This window comes from Serratia sp. EC4 (genome assembly GCF_059652115.1).
The window spans coordinates 125,356-143,936 of record NZ_JBNIDE010000008.1 but is presented as its reverse complement, the minus strand read 5'-3'; the positions used below and the strand labels follow the sequence as shown (position 1 = coordinate 143,936).

Sequence of the window (18,581 nt, the reverse complement as noted above, 5' to 3'; positions counted from 1 at the left end):
TGAAATGAAAGCGGCAACCGCTGTAATCGACCGCCGCGCTCTGCGACATAATCTGCAACAGGTGCGCCGCCAGGCGCCGCAAAGCCGCCTGATTGCCGTTGTGAAAGCAAACGCTTATGGACATGGCCTGCTGGAAACAGCACACACCCTGCAAGACGCCGACTGCTACGGCGTGGCGCGCATCGGCGAGGCGCTGATGCTGCGCTCCGGCGGCATCGTCAAACCGATCCTGCTGCTGGAAGGCTTCTTCTGTGCCGAAGACCTGCCGGTGCTGGTGGCGAACAACATCGAAACCGCGGTGCACTGCATCGAACAGCTCGAAGCGCTGGAGCAGGCCGAACTGGCGCGCCCGGTGCCGGTGTGGATGAAGCTCGATACCGGCATGCATCGGCTGGGGGTGCGTCCCGAACAGGCGGAAGCGTTTTATCAGCGCCTGTGCGCCTGCCGCAACGTGGCGCAGCCGGTCAATATCATGAGCCACTTCAGCCGCGCCGATGAGCCGGAGTCCGACGCCACCCTGAAACAGATCGCCTGCTTCGAGCAGTTCGCGCGCGGCAAACCGGGCCAACGCTCGGTCGCCGCCTCCGGCGGCACGCTGCTGTGGCCGGACGCCCACAACGAGTGGGTGCGTCCCGGCATCATTCTGTACGGCGTGTCGCCGCTGGATAACGGCAGCGGCGCCGAGCATGGTCTGCAGCCGGCGATGATCCTGAAATCCAGCCTGATCGCGGTGCGCGAGCACAAGGCCGGCGAAGCGGTCGGCTACGGCGGCACCTGGGTAAGTCCGCGCGATACCCGGCTGGGCGTGGTGGCGATGGGATACGGCGACGGTTACCCGCGCAGCGCGCCGACCGGCACGCCGATCCTGATCAACGGCCGTGAAGTGCCGATCGTCGGCCGGGTGTCGATGGACATGATTTCGGTCGATCTCGGGCCGGATGCCGCCGATAAGGTGGGGGATGAAGCGGTGCTGTGGGGGCCGGCATTGCCGGTCGAGCGTATCGCCGCCTGCACCGGCATCAGCGCTTATGAACTGATCACCAAGCTCACGCAGCGCGTGGCGATGGAATACATCGGCGACTGATGCGCCGCAGGGGCCGACGCGCGTCGGCCCCGTTTCTCAGCGCGTTACTTCTTTACCGCCAACCACTTATCGATAATTTTCTGATACTCGCCGGTCGCCTTGGCCAGGTGCAGCCACTGATCCACATACAGTTTCCAACTCAGATCGTCGCGCGGCAGCATGTAAGCCTTCTCGCCGTACTGCATCGGTTTGGTCGGATTCACCGCGCACAGCTTCGGATAGCGCTTTTGTTGGTACAACGCCTCGGAGGCGTCGGTGATCATCACGTCCGCCTTGCGATCCACCAACTGCTGGAAAATGCTCATGTTGTCGTGCGTCAGCGTCAGTTTGGCCTTCGGCAGATAGGCGTGCACGAAGGCTTCATTGGTGCCGCCCGCCGGTTCCAACAGACGCACCGACGGTTTGTTGATCTGTTCTATCGTGCGGTATTTCTTCACGTCGGTGCAGCGCACCAGCGGGATTTTGCCGTCGGTATCCAGCTTGTCGGCGAAGAACACCTGCTTTTGCCGCTCCAGCGTGACGGAGATGCCGCCCATGGCGATGTCGCACTTGCCGCCGACGAAGTCCGGGGTCAGGGTTTTCCAGCTGGTTTTCACCCACTTCACCTTGGCGCCCAGGCTCTTCGCCAGCGATTCCGCCATGTCGATATCGATGCCTTCATAGCCGCCGTCTTCCTTGAGGAAGGTATAGGGCTTGTAGTCGCCGGTGGTGCAGACCTCCAGGGTCTTCTGCTGCAGCACCTTGTCCAGGTGGGATTGCGCGCCGGCGCCGCCGGCGGCGAGCAGCAGCGCGAGGGGGAGAAGCTTTTTCATCTGGCGTCCTTTTTATACATTCGTGGTTTTATGCGTTACTTCGCCGTTAATTGTCGTTTGCCTGCATGAGTTAGCCGTTTTTTATGCCGCTTACCGGCGAAAACGCCGGGCGTTGCTGCTGTACGCGATTCAAACGCCAGGGTGTGACGTCGGCAACGGTAAAAAAACTGGTAGGCTGTAACGTCAACATTTATTAACACAGTTTACAGGTGGCTATGTACAACATTGACGATTTTGATATGAAAATCCTGACGCTGTTACAGGCCAACGGCCGTCTGACCAATCAGGAACTGAGCGAGTTGGTGGGGCTTTCCGCTTCCCAGTGCTCACGGCGGCGCATCAGCCTGGAGCAGGCGCAGCTGATCCGCGGTTACCACGCGCGGCTGGCGCCGGAGGCGGTCGGCCTGGGGCTGGTGGGGCTGATCGAAGTCAGCCTGATCACGCACGCGCAGGAGCAGATCGACAGCTTTCATCAGATGCTGGAGAACGTGGACGCGATCCTCGACGCTTATAAGACCACCGGCGACGCCGATTACCTGCTGAAAGTGGCGGTGGCTGACCTGCCGGCGCTGAGCGAATTCATCAGCCAGACGCTGTCGCCGCACAAAAGCGTGGCGCATATCAAAACGGCGGTGGTGCTCAATCGCATCAAGGAAAACGGTTTGTTGCCGGTGACGAGATAAAGCTAAAACCGAATGCGCTTTTCCGTCTATATTAGGAACGTAACGCTGTGCCCAAACCACAATAAACCAGGAGAAAAACCCCGTGTTCCAGAACGTTGACGCCTATGCCGGCGATCCCATTCTGTCGCTGATGGAAAAATTCAAACAAGACCCGCGTGCGCACAAGGTGAACCTGAGTATCGGCCTGTACTACGATGCGCAGGGCATCATTCCGCAGATGCGGGCGGTCGCTGCGGCGGAAGCGCAGTTGAACAGCGTCGAGCACGGCGCCTCGGTATACCTGCCGATGGAAGGGCTGCAACCCTACCGTTCCGCCATCCAGCAGTTGCTGTTCGGCGCGCAGCACCCGATGCTGCAGCAGGGGCGCATCGCCACCATTCAGACCGTCGGCGGTTCCGGCGCGTTGAAAGTGGGCGCCGACTTCCTGAAAACCTATTTCCCGGATTCGCAGGTGTGGGTCAGCGATCCGACCTGGGAAAACCACGTCGCCATCTTCAGCGGCGCCGGTTTCAAAGTGAATACCTACCCGTATTTCGACAGCGAAAGCCTGGGCGTGAAGTTCGACGCCATGCTCGCTGCGCTGAAACAGCTGCCGAAGCACAGCATCGCGCTGCTGCACCCGTGCTGCCACAACCCGACCGGTTCCGACCTGACTCCCGCCCAGTGGGATGAGGTGGTCAAGGTGATCGCCGAGCGTGAAATCATTCCGTTCCTCGATATCGCCTATCAGGGCTTCGGCGGCGGCATGGAGCAAGACGCCTACGCCATTCGCGCCATCGCGGCGGCCGGCCTGCCGTGCCTGGTGAGCAACTCGTTCTCGAAGATTTTCTCGCTGTACGGCGAGCGCGTCGGCGGCCTGTCGGTGGTGTGCGAAAGCGAAGAGGCGGCCGGGCGCGTGTTGGGCCAGCTGAAGGCCACCGTGCGCCGCAACTACTCAAGCCCGCCAAACTTCGGCGCGCAGCTGGTGGCCAAGGTGCTGAACGACGCCCAGCTCAAAACCCAGTGGCTGGACGAAGTGGAGAGCATGCGCACCCGCATTCTCGAGATGCGTCACGCGCTGGTGGACACCTTGAAGAGCGCGCTGCCGCAGCGCAACTTTGACTACCTGTTGGCGCAGCGCGGCATGTTCAGCTACACCGGCTTCAGCGCGGCGCAGGTCGATCGCTTGCGTGAAGAGTTCGGCGTCTACCTGATCCACAGCGGCCGCATGTGCGTGGCCGGCCTGAACCACAACAACGTGCGTCAGGTGGCCGAGGCGTTTGCCGCGGTGCAGTAACGCCTGTTAGTCTGAACGGACGTTCATCGGGAGCGATAGCGATATCGCTCCTTTTTTATTGCCGGCGCGCCGCCGAAGTTGCCGCAAACCGGAGAGAGAATATACTGATTGAGGGGCGCTCACTCATGTGGCATCAGCAAACGCTAATCCTCAGCGCAAAAGCGCGTGGCTTTCATCTGGTTACCGACGAGATCACCAACCAGTTAACCCACTTACACCGCCTGCAAACCGGCTTGCTGCATCTGTTGCTGCAGCACACCTCGGCCTCGCTGACGCTCAACGAGAACTGCGATCCCACGGTGCGAGCCGATATGGAGCAGCATTTCCTGCGTCAGGTGCCGGAAAACGCACCCTATCAGCATGACTACGAAGGGCCGGACGACATGCCGGCGCACATCAAATCCTCGCTGCTGGGCGCTTCCTTGACGCTGCCCGTCAGGCATGGGCGGCTGATGTTGGGCACATGGCAGGGCATCTGGCTGGGGGAGCACCGCATCCACGGCGGAGCACGCCGTATTGTGGCCACATTACAGGGGGAATAACCCAATGAATAACAGCGCATTGCTGGAGTACTGCATGGCGAAGCCGGGCGCGGAGCAGAGCGACCAGAACCAGTGGCAGGCCAGCCAGATCAAGGTGGGCGACGTGATGTTCGCCATGGTGTGCGAGGTCGAAGGGCGGCCGGCGCTGGCGGTCAAGTCCAGCCCGGAGCTGGCGGAAAGCCTGCGTGAACACCATCCGGAGATCGTCGCCTGCGACGGCCTGAACAAGGCGCACTGGAATACGGTGTTTCTCGACGGCAACCTGCCGAACTCGCAGTTTTACACGCTGATCGACAGCTCCTATCAGCTGGTGGTGGAAGGCCTGCCCGAACACGTGCGCCAGGAACTGCGCGCCTGAATGCCGGGCGGCGGCGCCCGTTTTTCTCCTGTTTTCCCGTGTTAAATCGTGATCGCGGTTTTAAATTGGGAACGTTCCCTTTTTGTCGCCAGGCAAAAGCGGCTACGCTTGGGCATTCAAAAAACGCGGATAAGATTAAGGAGGCCGACATGGCCATGAGCGAAGAAAAGCGCAAGATGATCGCCGGGGAACTGTACGACGCCGGCGACGACCTGCTGCGCAGCGAACGTCGGCGCGCGCGCCAGTTGACGCATCGCTATAACCACTCCTCGCCGGAAGAGGGTGAGCTGCGCAAACAGTGGCTGGGTGAGCTGCTGGGCGGCTATCAGGGCGGCACCATCGAGCCGACCTTCCGCTGCGACTACGGCTATAACATTTATCTCGGCAAGAACTTCTACGCCAATTTCGACTGCGTGATCCTCGACGTGTGCGAGGTGCATATCGGCGACAACTGCCTGCTGGCGCCGGGCGTGCATATTTACACCGCGACCCATCCGCTGGACGCCGAGACCCGCGTCGGCGGCGCGGAGTTCGGTAAGACTGTCAGGATTGGCGACAATGTGTGGATCGGCGGGCGCGCGGTGATCAATCCGGGGGTGACCATCGGCGATAATGCGGTCGTGGCCTCCGGCGCGGTGGTGACCAAAGACGTGCCGGCCAACTGCGTGGTGGGCGGCAACCCGGCCAGGGTCATCAAGCAGCTATAAAAAAACGGGCGCCGCCGGGCGCCCGCCGTCATCAGGCTCGCAGCGAGTCGATATCCACCACGAAGCGGTACTTCACGTCGCTTTTCAGCATGCGCTCATAGGCCTCATTAATTTGCTGCATCGGGATCAGCTCGATATCGGACGTGATGCCGTGTTGGCCGCAGAAGTCCAGCATCTCTTGCGTTTCCGCGATGCCACCGATCAGCGAACCGGCGATGCGGCGGCGCTTCATGATCAGGTTGAACACCTGCGGCGACGGATGATCGTGCTCCGGCGCGCCGACCAGCGTCAGGGTGCCGTCGCGGCGCAGCAAGTTGAGGAACGGGTTCAGATCGTGCTGAGCCGCTACCGTGTTGAGGATGAAGTCGAAGCTATTAACGTGCTGCGCCATCTCATCCGGGTTGCGCGAAATCACCACTTCATGGGCGCCGAGGCGCTTGGCGTCTTCGATTTTCGACGGCGAGGTGGTGAACAGCACCACGTGCGCGCCCATCGCCCGCGCCAGTTTGACGCCCATGTGCCCCAGCCCGCCGAGGCCGACGATGCCGACCTTTTTGCCTGGCCCCGCGCCCCACTGGCGCAGCGGCGAATAGGTGGTGATGCCGGCGCACAGCAGCGGCGCGACCCCGGCCGGATCGAGGTTTTCCGGCACGCGCAGCACGAAGTCCTGATCCACCACCAGATTGGTGGAGTAGCCGCCGTAGGTTACGGCGCCGGTGTGGCGATCCTGGCCGTTATAGGTGCCGGTAAAGCCGTTCTCGCAATACTGTTCCAGCCCCTCATCGCAGCTCGGGCAGCTGCGGCAGGAATCCACCATGCAACCGACGCCGACCAGATCGCCGACCCGGTAACGCGAGACATGGTCGCCGACGGCGCTAACGCGGCCGACGATTTCGTGGCCCGGCACCACCGGGTAAATCGTATTGCTCCATTCATTGCGCGCCTGGTGCAGATCCGAGTGGCAGACGCCGCAGAACAACACCTGAATTTGCACATCGTGGTCGCGCAGGGCGCGCGGCTGGTAATCGAAAGGCACCAGCGCAGACTTCGCGTCATGCGCGGCATAGGCATGGGTAATGTTCATGGTCGCTCCAGTTATCAATGTATGGGGGACAACGTTTGACCGGCAGCGAAGTGCCGGCGAGACGCGGCCTGAATCAGACAGGGCGGCCGCCGAGGGAACATTGATGATAAAAGCGGTGAGTGCGGAGGGAAATGCCTGAAAATGTCGAAATCTTGCCCGTTTCTGTTTGATTGCGGGGAAACGGGTCAGCGTGCGGACCGCCTGAGCGACGGCCCGCACGCCGGCGGCATTACTGGTTCAACAGCGGCTTCAGGAAGCGTGCGGTGTGCGATTTCTCACAATCGGCCACCGTTTCCGGCGTGCCGGCGACCAGGATCTCGCCGCCGCCGCTGCCGCCTTCCGGCCCCAGATCGACGATCCAGTCGGCGGTCTTGATCACATCCAGGTTATGCTCGATGACCACGATGGTATTGCCCTGATCGCGCAACTGATGCAGCACCGCCAACAGCTGTTGGATATCGGCGAAGTGCAGACCGGTGGTCGGTTCGTCGAGGATATACAGCGTTTGGCCAGTGCCGCGCTTCGACAGTTCGCGCGCCAGCTTGACGCGCTGCGCTTCACCGCCGGAGAGCGTGGTGGCCGACTGGCCGAGGCGGATGTAGGACAGGCCGACATCCATCAGGGTCTGCAGCTTGCGCGCCAGCGCCGGCACCGCGTCGAAGAAATCGCGCGCTTCTTCGATGGTCATCTCCAGCACTTCGTGGATGCTCTTGCCCTTGTACTTCACTTCCAGCGTTTCGCGGTTATAACGCTTGCCCTTGCACTGGTCGCACGGCACGTAGATGTCCGGCAGGAAGTGCATCTCGACCTTGATCACCCCGTCGCCCTGGCAGGCTTCACAGCGTCCGCCCTTGACGTTGAAGCTGAAGCGGCCCGGCGTGTAACCGCGGCTGCGCGATTCCGGCACGCCGGCGAACAGCTCGCGCACCGGGGTGAAGATGCCGGTGTAGGTGGCCGGGTTGGAGCGCGGCGTGCGGCCGATCGGGCTCTGATCGATGTCGATCACCTTGTCGAAATGTTCGAGGCCGGTCACTTCGCGGAACGGCGCCGGTTCGGCGATGGTGGCGCCGTTGAGCTGGCGCTGGGCGATCGGGAACAGCGTATCGTTGATCAGCGTCGATTTGCCGGAACCGGAAACGCCGGTGATGCAGGTAAACAGACCGACCGGCAGCGTCAGCGTCACGTCCTTCAGGTTGTTGCCGCGCGCGCCGCTCAGCTTCAGCACCTTGGTCGGATCGGCCTGCACGCGCTGCGCGGGGATGGCGATCTCGCGCTTGCCGCTGAGGAACTGGCCGGTCAGTGATTCCGGCTGCGCCATGATGTCGTCGACGGTGCCTTCCGCCACCACCTGGCCGCCGTGTACGCCGGCGCCGGGGCCGATGTCGATGACGTGATCGGCGGCGCGGATGGCGTCTTCGTCATGCTCCACCACGATCACCGTGTTGCCGAGGTTGCGCAGGTGGATCAGCGTTTCCAGCAGGCGCTCGTTGTCGCGCTGGTGCAGGCCGATCGACGGCTCATCCAGCACGTACATCACGCCCACCAGGCCGGCGCCGATCTGGCTGGCCAAACGGATTCGCTGCGCTTCGCCGCCGGAGAGCGTCTCCGCCGAGCGAGACAGTGACAGGTAGTTCAGGCCGACGTTCACCAGGAATTTCAGGCGGTCACCGATCTCTTTCAGCACTTTCTCGGCGATTTTGGCGCGCTGGCCGCTGAGCTTCATGTTCTGGAAGAAGGTCATCGCATGGCCGATGCTCAGATCGGAGATTTCCGGCAGCGTGGTGTCTTCGACGAACACGTTGCGCGCTTCTTCACGCAGGCGAGTGCCGTGGCACGAGGCGCAAGGGCGGTTGCTGATGAACTTCGCCAGCTCTTCGCGCACCGCGCTGGACTCGGTCTCTTTATAGCGGCGCTCCATGTTGTGCAGCACGCCTTCGAACGGATGGCGGCGCACGGTGGTGTCACCGCGATCGTTGATGTATTTGAATTCTATCGACTCTTTGCCGGAGCCGCTCAGCACCGCCTTCTGCACGTTGGCGCTCAGGGTGTTGAATGGCGCTTCGACGTCGAACTCATAATGCTCCGCCAGCGAGCGCAGCATCTGGAAATAGTAGAAGTTGCGGCGATCCCAGCCGCGGATCGCGCCGCCGGCCAGCGACAGCTCGGGGTTTTGCACCACGCGATCCGGATCGAAGAACTGCTGCACGCCCAGGCCGTCGCAGGTCGGGCAGGCGCCGGCCGGGTTGTTGAAGGAAAACAGGCGCGGTTCCAGCTCGCGCATGCTGTAGCCGCAGATCGGGCAGGCGAAGTTGGCGGAGAACAGCAGCTCATCCGCTTTTTCGTCGTCCATGTCCGCCACCACCGCGGTGCCGCCGGACAGCTCCAGCGCGGTTTCGAACGACTCGGCCAGGCGCTGCGCCATGTCGTCGCGCACCTTGAAACGGTCGACCACCACTTCGATGGTGTGTTTCTTCTGCAGCTCCAGCTTCGGCGGATCGGACAGATCGCACACTTCGCCGTCGATGCGCGCGCGGATATAGCCCTGGGCGGCCAGGTTTTCCAACGTTTTGGTGTGCTCGCCCTTGCGGTCTTTCACCACCGGGGCCAACAGCATCAGGCGCTTGCCTTCCGGCTGGCTCAGCACGTTATCGACCATTTGGCTGACGGTTTGCGCCGCCAGCGGCACATGGTGGTCCGGGCAGCGCGGCTCGCCGACGCGGGCGAACAGCAGGCGCAGGTAGTCGTGGATCTCGGTAATGGTGCCGACCGTGGATCGCGGGTTGTGCGAGGTGGATTTCTGCTCGATGGAGATCGCCGGCGACAGGCCTTCGATATGATCGACGTCCGGTTTTTCCATCAGCGACAGGAACTGGCGCGCATAGGCGGAGAGTGATTCGACATAGCGCCGCTGCCCTTCGGCGTACAGCGTATCGAAAGCCAGCGAAGACTTGCCGGAACCGGACAGGCCGGTGACGACGATCAGTTTGTCACGCGGGATGATCAGGTTGATGTTTTTCAGATTATGGGTTCGAGCACCACGAACTTCGATATTGTCCATTTACACTTCCCGTCTTGATGATACACCGCGCCTGTCGCGATTTTTGCGGGGGATTTTGTGATGGATCTCGCAAAAAACCGGCACAGCCTGGTCGAAACGCATAATTATGACACAAAAAAACCTGAATGAATATCCAGTATGCGAATGCAACAAGGCCGATCGAAAAGACAATTCTGGAATGCAATTCGCACTTATCAACACGGGTGTGGTTTCGCACTCAGCGTGGTAAACTGACGCGTTTATACTGTGTAGAAATCAATCATCGGGAGAAGTGCTCATGGCCAGCAGAGGCGTAAACAAAGTAATTCTGGTCGGGAATCTGGGTCAGGATCCAGAAGTCCGTTACATGCCGAACGGCGGCGCAGTGGCCAACATTACCCTGGCGACCTCCGAAAGCTGGCGTGACAAGGCGACCGGCGAACAGAAAGAGAAGACCGAATGGCACCGCGTCGTGCTGTTCGGCAAACTGGCCGAAGTGGCGGGCGAATACCTGCGTAAAGGCTCTCAGGTCTACATCGAAGGCTCCCTGCAGACCCGTAAATGGCAGGATCAGAGCGGCCAGGATCGCTACACCACCGAGATCGTGGTTAACGTCGGCGGCACCATGCAGATGCTGGGCGGCCGTCAGGGCGGCGGCGCACCGGCAGGTCAATCTGCCGGCGGCCAGGGCGGTTGGGGCCAGCCTCAGCAGCCACAGGGCGGCAACCAGTTCAGCGGCGGCCAGCAGCAGTCTCGCCCGGCGCAGAACAGCGCACCGGCGACCAGCAACGAACCACCAATGGATTTCGACGACGATATTCCGTTCTAAGCCTGGCGACAGCGCTAAAAAAACCCCGCTCAGGCGGGGTTTTTTGTGCTCGTTAGCCGCTGATTTTCTGCGGCGGTGTCGCCAATCAGTAAATTGCTACCGGGTTGATGTTGACCTGGGTTGAACCGACATACAGCGGTTGCCCCAGTACGAACAGGAATTCCCAGGTTTTCGTGCGCACCAGTGGGCGGCTGTCGATCAGCTCCAGGTTATAGACGCCGCGTTTGGCCAGCAGGTACTGGTTGACCGGGAACTCTTCGTCATTTTTCGGGTTAGGGTAAACTTCGGAGGCCCAGGTATCACCGCCGAAGGCCACGATGCCTTGGTCGGCCAACCATTTCGCCGCTTCCATGCCGATGCCCGGTTCAACTTCCAGGAACTTTTTATTGTCTTTGCCAATCAGCTCCAGCCAGCCGGTATTGAACAAGACAACGTCGCCTTTGCGTAAACTGATGCCCTGCTTTTTAAGCACTGCTTGAATATCCGCAACGGAAAATTCGGTGCCGCCCGGAACGATCGCTTTATTATAATAAGCCGTCATATCGAGCACCACGCCGCGTGTGACCATGGGCGGCACTTTTTCCACGCCCAATTTTTTCACGCCATCTACGGTGACGAAGTCCGCCGCCTTATTGCCGTTATAATAAACGTTGTCGATGCCGATATGGCCAATGCCATTCAACTGGGTGCCGACGCCGGTCCAGGCATTCACCAATTCATCATTAAAGGTGAATTTATTTGGGCCAAGCGTTTTACCGTCCTGCTGACCAGGCTGAATATTATATAAGCGGAAGCTGCGGTGGCGGAACGCCGGGAAATCTTTATCGACGGGCACCGCCAATGGCAATGTCTTGCCTTGTTTTACCAACTGCACAGACTGTAATACGACCTCTGGCGTGAGCAGGTTGGCTGCGCCGATTTCGTCTTTTGCGCCGTAAACGGAAGGATACCAGTCTGACGACTGCGCGGCGGATTCTGCGGCGTGCGCGGGCACTGCGGCCAGCAAGGGCAGCAAGAGGGAGAGGCGATACAATGATTTCATCAGTGACTCATCCTTATAACGGAGTATTGCAGGGTGAATGAAAATGAGCCTCCGGAAATTGGCGGCGTGAGGCCGCCGAATAATAACCGGTGGAGAAAGAGGCTCATTTTTTAGTACGCGGGTGCTTTAGCGTAATGCTTTATAACGCGTGGTGAATAACCACCCGACGATGACTTCCTTATGCGGAAATAAATAACGCCGTGCGAGCGGCGTCATTGATATTATTTTTTCAGCTCTGCACTCATGGTGACGAAATTGCCCATGTAGGCGCTGGTGATTTTGTAGCCGCTTGCGCCGGCCTCTTGCGCTTTTTTAGCGATGAGGGCTTCGGTGGAGTCCAGCGTTCTGCCGGTTGCGGTCACGCTTTCTGCCGCGGCGTTAAACGACAGCATGGAAAACAGAGCGAGTGAAATAACGGTGATCATGGTTTTCATATCTTTATCCTGTGTTCGAAGGTTCGAAAAATAAGGGTGTCCGGTACGACACGATGGAGCGAAGGATAAAGACGTCGGCCTGGTGAATAAATAACAGAATCGTCAATAAACTATTCCATTTTTGCGCATAAACTAATTCTATTATTGTCTTTGAAGGTGAATATGCCGTGCGAGGTGGGGAGCGGTCGTCGGCGAGCGAATGAAAAAAAGCCCCTTGCGGGGCTTTGAGCGCTACGCCGAAAAACCGCCGTCGATGCTCAGGCTGGCGCCGGTGATATAACCCGCCTGCGGGCCGGCCAGGTAGGTGACGAAGCCGGCGATCTCTTCATCTTTGCCGTAGCGGCCGATCGCCATCAGCTGCTTGAGCTGTTCGGCGAACTCGCCGGCGTCCGGGTTCATCTCGGTATCCACCGGGCCGGGCTGCACGTTATTGACGGTGATGCCGCGTGGGCCGAGATCGCGCGCCATGCCCTTGGTCAACCCGACCAGCGCCGATTTGCTCATCGCGTACACCGCCGCGCCGCCGAACGGCACGCGCTCGGCGTTGGTGCTGCCGATGTGGATGATTCGGCCGCCGTCGTTCATGTGGCGCGCCGCCTCCTGGCTGGCGACGAATACGCTGCGCACATTGACCGCCAGCATGCGATCCAGGTCGTCCAGCGCCAGTTCCTCGGTGCCGCCCAGCGTAAATACCCCGGCGTTGTTCACCAGAATATCCAGGTTGCCGAAGTGGCTCACCGCCTGGCGAACCGCCTGCTGCAGCGCCGCCGCATCGGCGCTGTCGGCCTTGATGGCGAGGACTTTGCCGCCGGCGGCGGTCACGGCGCTCGCCACCGCTTCGGCGCGATCGGCCGAGGCGGCGTAGGTAAAGGCGACGGCGGCGCCCTCGCTCGCCAAGCGTTTAACGATGGCGGCGCCGATGCCGCGGGAACCGCCCTGAACGAATGCGACTTTGCCTTGCAGTGGGAGTGCTGTGGTCATGTTATTTCTCCAAAGTGGGTGAGGGTAAGGCGTTATTCCCAGTATCGGTGAAATGTCCGGCGGCCACTGTTCACAAAGAGCTTTGCCTGCCCACAACGAGAAAAGCCCCTTGCGGGGCTTCTTTCTTCCGTCGGTTGGCTGTCCGACGATCAGTTGAAGATTTCTGCGGTGCCGTACAGTTTGTTCTGACCACCGGCGGCGACGATGCGGTAGGCGCTGGCGCCCGACGCGGCGGCTTTGCTGGCCAGTTCGCTTTCCAGCGCGCTCAGGTTAGCGGCGCCGCTCACGGTGACGACGCCGATCTTCTGGGCGTCTGCAGCTGGTTGACTGGAAGGCAGGTCAGCGGCGAAGGTTGCGAAAGAAGCGGTAGCCAGCAGCGCAGCGGTAGCAAAAATTTTGACGTTTTTCATGATGCGTTCCTCAGAGTGTTTGTTAGGTGAGAGCCCGTTGTCTCTCGATGTGTTAAATACTAGTGCACCGGATGTGAATAAAAAATCGGAGAGTTTTGAGTATCTCCGTCAAATAAATTGATTGTTTTTCATCCGCTGGCGCGGGGCAAAAATCGCCACTACCCTTTACAGACGATCCTTAACCGGAGAAGCGTCATGACGATAAGCGCGTTTATCGGCAGTTGGGCGTTGGTGTCGTCGGTGTTCAAAAACCAGAACGGCGAGCTGAATTACCCGCTGGGCGAGCAGGTGTTGGGGCGCATCCACTATGAGGCCAACGGCACGATGGCGGCGCAGCTTTACAGCGCCGTGCGGCCGCGTTTCGCCGCCGCCGATTTGGCGCAGGGGTCTGAGCGGGAGATCCGCGCCGCCTTCATCAATATGATTTGCTACTTTGGCCACTATCAGGTGGAAGAAAGCGAGCAGCGGGTGGTGCATCAGGTCGAAGGCTGTTCGTTCCCCAACTGGGTAGGCAGCCGTCAGGTGCGTTTTTACGCTTTCAGCGGCGATCGGCTGACGTTGCGCACGGTGCCGCTGCAGCTCGGCAACGGCGTGCAGGTTGGCGAACTGGTGTGGCAGCGGACAGGGGCTTCGTCATGATCATCGTTCATCATCTCAATCACTCGCGGTCGCAGCGCATTCTGTGGTTTCTGGAAGAGCTGGGCGTGCCTTATCAGGTGCAGCGCTACGAGCGCGATCCGCAGACCATGCTGGCGCCGCCGGCGCTGAAAAAGATCCACCCGCTGGGCAAATCGCCGGTGATCGTCGATGGCGATCTGACGCTGGCGGAATCCGGCGCCATTATCGAATACTTGCAGGAAGCCTACGACGCACAGGGCATGTTTATGCCAACCGACTTCCACGCGCGTCAGCAATACCGCTACTGGCTGCACTACGCCGAAGGATCGCTGATGCCGCTGTTGGTGATGAAGCTGGTGTTCAGCCGTCTCGGCCAGCCGCCGATCCCCTGGCTGCTGCGGCCGGTGGCCGGCGCGATCGGCAAAGGCGTGCAGCGGGAATACCTCGACAAGCAGATCGCGCCGCACTGCGAATACCTCGAACAGCACCTGAATAAGGGCAGCTGGTTCGTTGGCAACGACTTCAGCGCAGCGGATATTCAGATGAGCTTCCCGCTGGAGGCGATGGCGGCGCGCGGCGCGTTGGATGATTGCCCGAAACTGCGCGGCTTCCTGCAGCGCATTCACGCCCGGCCCGCCTACCAGCGAGCATTGGAGCAGGGCGGTCCTTACGACCTGCTGAGTTAAGCGGATGGGCTATACTCGATGGGGTCATTCTTCATCGGAGGTAGCCCATGGCTACGCAAATCTTCGTTAACCTGCCCGTACGCGATCTGCCCGCCTCAATGGCGTTTTTTACCCAGCTCGGCTTCAGCTTCAACCCGCAATTTACCGACGATACCGCCGCATGCATGGTGGTCAGCGACACGATTTACGTGATGCTGCTGACCCACGACAAATTCAGGATGTTTACCCCGAACCCGATCGGCGATGCCAACCAGGCCACCGAAGTGTTGGTGTGCCTGTCGCAACCCAGCCGGGCGGCGGTGGACGAACTGGTGCGCAAGGCGGTCGCCGGCGGCGGCAACACCTACCACCCGCCGCGGGACTACGGCGTGATGTACGGCCATGGATTTCAGGATCTGGACGGTCATATCTGGGAATTGATGTATATGGATCCCGCTGCGGTGCAGACGCAATAACCCCGCCATGACGGCGTTCGCCGGGGCGACCGTCGTCCCGGTTTTATCGCGCGAGCGCCATTCCCGCCGCTTTCTGCATAAATTGCCGCGATCTTTAGTTGATTAGACGCTAGGGAAGGCAGGATAATCGTTTGCCTTGAATAAACCACCATAAATCACCCGTACCGCGCGCTGCGAGTTAAACGTTTGCCTGGGTGCGCATCGCCGTTGGCGGTGTGGCATAAGGGCAAGGATGCGGAACGTGACGTAAACGATTACGTGGCGATCGGGCGCGGGCGAGATTACAGGCCTGCTGTGACGGGCCGATTCATGAAACACAGGGGAAGTAACCTATGTCGAACTCTCAAGCGAACCACGCCGCAAAACCAACCGGCGGGCTTGATGGCTATTTTAAAATTTCCGCGCGCGGCAGCAGCGTGCGTCAGGAGGTGGTGGCGGGGCTGACCACCTTCCTGGCGATGGTGTACTCGGTGATCGTGGTGCCGAGCATGCTGGGCAAAGCGGGTTTCCCGCCGGCGGCGGTGTTCGTCTCCACCTGCCTGGTGGCCGGTCTGGGGTCGCTGTTGATGGGGCTGTGGGCTAACCTGCCGATGGCCATCGGCTGTGCGATCTCGTTGACCGCCTTTACCGCCTTCAGCCTGGTGCTGGGCCAACACATCAGCATTCCGGTGGCGCTGGGCGCGGTGTTCCTGATGGGCGTGCTGTTTACCATTATCTCGGTCACCGGCATCCGCGCCTGGATCCTGCGCAACCTGCCGATGGGCGTGGCGCACGGCACCGGCATCGGCATCGGGCTGTTCCTGCTGCTGATCGCCGCCAACGGCGTCGGCCTGGTGGTGAAGAACCCGCTGGATGGCTTGCCGGTGGCGCTCGGCGCGTTCACCTCTTTCCCGGTCGTCATGACGCTGGTCGGCCTGGCGGTGATCTTCGGCCTGGAGAAACTGCGCGTGCCCGGCGGCATTTTGCTGGTGATCATCGCCATTTCCATCATCGGCCTGATCTTCGACCCGGCGGTGAAATACCAGGGGCTGTTCGCCATGCCGAGCCTGGCGGACGCTGACGGCAAGTCGTTGATCTTCAGCCTGGACATCATGGGCGCATTGCAGCCGGTGGTGTTGCCGAGCGTGCTGGCGCTGGTGATGACTGCGGTGTTCGACGCCACCGGCACCATCCGCGCGGTGGCCGGGCAGGCCAATCTGCTGGATAAAGACGGGCAGATCATCAACGGCGGCAAGGCGCTGACCTCGGATTCCCTGAGCAGCATCTTCTCCGGCCTGGTGGGCGCCGCGCCCGCTGCGGTTTACATCGAGTCCGCCGCCGGCACCGCCGCGGGCGGCAAGACCGGCCTGACCGCCACCGTGGTCGGCATTCTGTTTCTACTGATCCTGTTCCTGTCGCCGCTGGCCTATCTGGTGCCGGTTTACGCCACCGCGCCGGCGCTGATGTACGTCGGCCTGCTGATGCTGAGCAATGTCACCAAGCTGGACTTCAACGACTTCGTCGACGCGATGGCCGGCCTGCTGTGCGCCGTGTTCATCGTGCTGACCTGCAACATCGTCACCGGCATCATGCTGGGCTTCAGCTCGCTGGTCATCGGCCGCATCTTCTCCGGCGAATGGCGCAAGCTGAACATCGGCACCGTGCTGATCGCCGTGGCGCTGGTGGCGTTCTACGCCGGCGGCTGGGCGATTTAAGCCCCTTGGGTTTCCCTCGCCCGCCGGGCGGGGGAGCCTGTTACGGCAATTCCCTTCTTAAGATAAGTCTTCTTCTGCTCTGCACCGCGTTTTGAAAGGCACAACAAGCTTTAACGGCTGTAAAAAAAGTGATCTACTATCGTGACCAACGCAGGCCCTGAGCCGATGTCGTCTGAATCGTAGAGTCTAAGGAAAGCATGGAAATCTTTTTTACAATCCTCATTTTGATCCTGGTGGTCTCCCTGTCCGGGGTGGTGACGCGCATGTTGCCGTTCCAGGTGCCGCTGCCGCTGATGCAAATCGCCATCGGGGCCCTGCTGGCCTGGCCGCATTTCGGGCTGCACGTCGATTTTGATCCCGAACTGTTCCTGGTGCTGTTCATCCCGCCGTTGCTGTTCGCCGACGGCTGGAAAACGCCGACGCGGGAGTTCCTGCATCACGGGCGTGAAATTCTCGGCCTGGCGCTGGTGCTGGTGCTTATCACCGTGGTCGGCGTCGGTTATCTGATCTACGCCATGGTGCCGGGCATTCCGCTGGTGGCGGCCTTCGCGCTGGCGGCGGTGCTGTCGCCGACGGATGCCGTGGCGCTGTCCGGCATCGTCGGCAAAGGGCGCATTCCCAAGCCGATCATGGGGGTGCTCGAGGGCGAGGCGCTGATGAACGACGCGTCCGGCCTGGTGTCGCTCAAGTTCGCCATCGCGGTGGCGATGGGCACCATGGTGTTCACCGTGGGCGGCGCGACCCTTGAATTCCTCAAAGTGGCGATCGGCGGCCTGCTGGCCGGCGTGGCGGTCACCTGGACCTACAGTAAATCGCTGCGGGTGATGAGCCGCTGGAGCGGCGACGATCCGGCGACCCAGATCGTGTTCCTGCTGCTGCTGCCGTTCGCTTCTTATCTGATCGCCGAACATATCGGCGTCTCCGGCATCCTGGCTGCGGTGGCGGCGGGGATGACCATCAGCCAGTCCGGCGTGATCCGCAACGCGCCGCTGGCGATGCGCCTGCGCGCCAACAGCGTGTGGGCGATGCTGGAGTTCGTGTTCAACGGCATGGTGTTCATCATGTTGGGCCTGCAGCTGCCGGGCATTCTTGAAACCTCCATCCTGCAGGCGGAGCTGGATCCGACCATCCAGACCTGGTATCTGTTCGCCGACGTGGCCACCATCTACGCCGCGCTGCTGGTGCTGCGTTTTACCTGGCTGTGGATAATGAAGAAGGCCAGCAACCGCTTTATGAAAAAGCGCCCGCTGCAGTTCGGCGATTACAGCACGCGTGAGCTGTGGGTGGCGTCGTTCGCCGGGGTGCGCGGGGCGATTACCCTGGCCGGCGTGCTGTCGATACCGCTGTTGCTGAGCGACGGCACTGCCTTCCCGGCGCGCTATCAGCTGGTGTTTATCGCCGCCGGGGTGATCCTGCTGTCGCTGATCGTCGGCGTGCTGGCGTTGCCGCTGCTGCTGCGTGGCGTGCAGGTGGCCGACAAGAGCGCCAGCAAGCAGGAAGAGCGCATGGCGATCGCCATGGCGGCCGAGGTGGCGATCGAGAGCGTGAATAAAATGGAAGAGCGCCTGGTTGCCGATACCGAAGAAAACCTCGATCCGCAGGTGTTGAAAGAGGTCAGCTCGCGGGTGACGGGCATGCTGCGGCGGCGTATCGCGTCGAAAGACGATATCGAGAATGCGTTGGCGATGGAAAACCTCGAGCGGCGTTTCCGCCTGACGGCGCTGCGCGCCGAGCGCGGCGAGCTGTACCATCTGCGCGCCACGCAGAAAATCAGCAACGAGACGCTGCAAAAACTGCTGCACGATCTCGACCTGCTCGAAGCGCTGTTGATCGAGCGCGAAGGGTAAAC

Annotated in this window: 19 protein-coding genes; 12 read left to right on the top strand and 7 right to left on the bottom strand. The window is 60.9% G+C overall.

Features of this window, described 5'->3' with window-relative positions; all coding sequences use genetic code 11:
• The first annotated feature begins 4 nt into the window (after positions 1–4).
• Positions 5–1,084, top strand: a complete 1,080-nt coding sequence (gene alr, locus ACP39K_RS19820; RefSeq protein WP_115116421.1) for an alanine racemase — start codon at positions 5–7, stop codon at positions 1,082–1,084.
• 44 nt (positions 1,085–1,128) lie between these two features.
• Here the strand turns inward: alr and ACP39K_RS19815 are convergent, their stop codons facing one another.
• Entirely contained in the window at positions 1,129–1,896 is a 768-nt protein-coding gene (locus tag ACP39K_RS19815) for a transporter substrate-binding domain-containing protein (RefSeq protein WP_033639274.1), read from the bottom strand.
• Positions 1,897–2,111: 215 nt separating this feature from the next.
• Between ACP39K_RS19815 and ACP39K_RS19810 the strand changes: the two genes are divergently transcribed.
• The 5 genes from ACP39K_RS19810 (at position 2,112) to maa (ending at position 5,462) form a co-directional block, all read left to right on the top strand.
• The gene (locus ACP39K_RS19810; RefSeq protein WP_048796926.1) at positions 2,112–2,579 is read left to right on the top strand and encodes an Lrp/AsnC family transcriptional regulator; all 468 of its coding nucleotides are present in this window, start codon (positions 2,112–2,114) and stop codon (positions 2,577–2,579) included.
• A gap of 82 nt (positions 2,580–2,661) precedes the next feature.
• Complete coding sequence (locus tag ACP39K_RS19805; protein WP_016930265.1) at positions 2,662–3,855, top strand: amino acid aminotransferase; 1,194 nt, start codon at positions 2,662–2,664, stop codon at positions 3,853–3,855.
• Between the two features lie 125 nt (positions 3,856–3,980).
• Positions 3,981–4,397, top strand: coding sequence for a secondary thiamine-phosphate synthase enzyme YjbQ (locus tag ACP39K_RS19800; RefSeq protein ID WP_016930264.1), 417 nt, complete (start codon positions 3,981–3,983; stop codon positions 4,395–4,397).
• A 4-nt stretch (positions 4,398–4,401) separates the two neighbouring features.
• The gene (locus ACP39K_RS19795) at positions 4,402–4,755 is read left to right on the top strand and encodes an MmcQ/YjbR family DNA-binding protein (protein ID WP_019453210.1); all 354 of its coding nucleotides are present in this window, start codon (positions 4,402–4,404) and stop codon (positions 4,753–4,755) included.
• A 149-nt stretch (positions 4,756–4,904) separates the two neighbouring features.
• Positions 4,905–5,462, top strand: a complete 558-nt coding sequence (maa, locus tag ACP39K_RS19790; RefSeq protein ID WP_016930262.1) for a maltose O-acetyltransferase — start codon at positions 4,905–4,907, stop codon at positions 5,460–5,462.
• A 31-nt stretch (positions 5,463–5,493) separates the two neighbouring features.
• Here maa and ACP39K_RS19785 read toward each other — a convergent pair whose 3' ends face one another.
• A complete protein-coding gene (locus ACP39K_RS19785; protein ID WP_016930261.1) occupies positions 5,494–6,546 on the bottom strand; it encodes an NAD(P)-dependent alcohol dehydrogenase in 1,053 nt (350 codons plus the stop codon).
• Positions 6,547–6,775: 229 nt separating this feature from the next.
• Positions 6,776–9,604 carry an excinuclease ABC subunit UvrA gene (uvrA, locus tag ACP39K_RS19780; protein ID WP_015379213.1) on the bottom strand — a complete coding sequence of 943 codons (2,829 nt, stop codon included), beginning with the start codon at positions 9,602–9,604 and terminating at the stop codon, positions 6,776–6,778.
• Between the two features lie 277 nt (positions 9,605–9,881).
• Between uvrA and ssb1 the strand changes: the two genes are divergently transcribed.
• Positions 9,882–10,412 carry a single-stranded DNA-binding protein SSB1 gene (ssb1, locus tag ACP39K_RS19775; protein ID WP_004936793.1) on the top strand — a complete coding sequence of 177 codons (531 nt, stop codon included), beginning with the start codon at positions 9,882–9,884 and terminating at the stop codon, positions 10,410–10,412.
• A gap of 85 nt (positions 10,413–10,497) precedes the next feature.
• Here ssb1 and ACP39K_RS19770 read toward each other — a convergent pair whose 3' ends face one another.
• From ACP39K_RS19770 to bhsA, 4 genes are all read right to left on the bottom strand, one after another.
• Positions 10,498–11,454 carry a cyclase family protein gene (locus ACP39K_RS19770; RefSeq protein WP_015379212.1) on the bottom strand — a complete coding sequence of 319 codons (957 nt, stop codon included), beginning with the start codon at positions 11,452–11,454 and terminating at the stop codon, positions 10,498–10,500.
• Positions 11,455–11,675: 221 nt separating this feature from the next.
• On the bottom strand, positions 11,676–11,888 hold the full coding sequence (locus ACP39K_RS19765; RefSeq protein ID WP_202670560.1) for a YdgH/BhsA/McbA family protein: 213 nt from the start codon (positions 11,886–11,888) through the stop codon (positions 11,676–11,678).
• A gap of 231 nt (positions 11,889–12,119) precedes the next feature.
• Positions 12,120–12,869, bottom strand: a complete 750-nt coding sequence (locus ACP39K_RS19760; RefSeq protein WP_497008779.1) for a 3-oxoacyl-ACP reductase family protein — start codon at positions 12,867–12,869, stop codon at positions 12,120–12,122.
• Between the two features lie 149 nt (positions 12,870–13,018).
• Positions 13,019–13,279: a multiple stress resistance protein BhsA gene (bhsA, locus tag ACP39K_RS19755; protein ID WP_004936809.1), complete on the bottom strand. Its 261-nt coding sequence runs from the start codon at positions 13,277–13,279 to the stop codon at positions 13,019–13,021.
• A 195-nt stretch (positions 13,280–13,474) separates the two neighbouring features.
• Here bhsA and ACP39K_RS19750 point away from each other — a divergent pair, with 195 nt between their 5' ends.
• From ACP39K_RS19750 to ACP39K_RS19730, 5 genes are all read left to right on the top strand, one after another.
• Positions 13,475–13,918: a lipocalin-like domain-containing protein gene (locus ACP39K_RS19750; RefSeq protein WP_033639278.1), complete on the top strand. Its 444-nt coding sequence runs from the start codon at positions 13,475–13,477 to the stop codon at positions 13,916–13,918.
• Positions 13,915–14,583 carry a glutathione S-transferase family protein gene (locus ACP39K_RS19745; protein ID WP_016930257.1) on the top strand — a complete coding sequence of 223 codons (669 nt, stop codon included), beginning with the start codon at positions 13,915–13,917 and terminating at the stop codon, positions 14,581–14,583. Before ACP39K_RS19750 ends, ACP39K_RS19745 begins: the two co-directional genes overlap by 4 nt.
• Before the next feature lie 47 nt (positions 14,584–14,630).
• The gene (locus ACP39K_RS19740) at positions 14,631–15,038 is read left to right on the top strand and encodes a VOC family protein (RefSeq protein ID WP_033639279.1); all 408 of its coding nucleotides are present in this window, start codon (positions 14,631–14,633) and stop codon (positions 15,036–15,038) included.
• Between the two features lie 332 nt (positions 15,039–15,370).
• Positions 15,371–16,732, top strand: a complete 1,362-nt coding sequence (locus tag ACP39K_RS19735; RefSeq protein WP_004936819.1) for an NCS2 family permease — start codon at positions 15,371–15,373, stop codon at positions 16,730–16,732.
• 197 nt (positions 16,733–16,929) lie between these two features.
• The gene (locus tag ACP39K_RS19730; protein ID WP_016930255.1) at positions 16,930–18,579 is read left to right on the top strand and encodes a Na+/H+ antiporter; all 1,650 of its coding nucleotides are present in this window, start codon (positions 16,930–16,932) and stop codon (positions 18,577–18,579) included.
• Positions 18,580–18,581 lie beyond the last annotated feature (2 nt).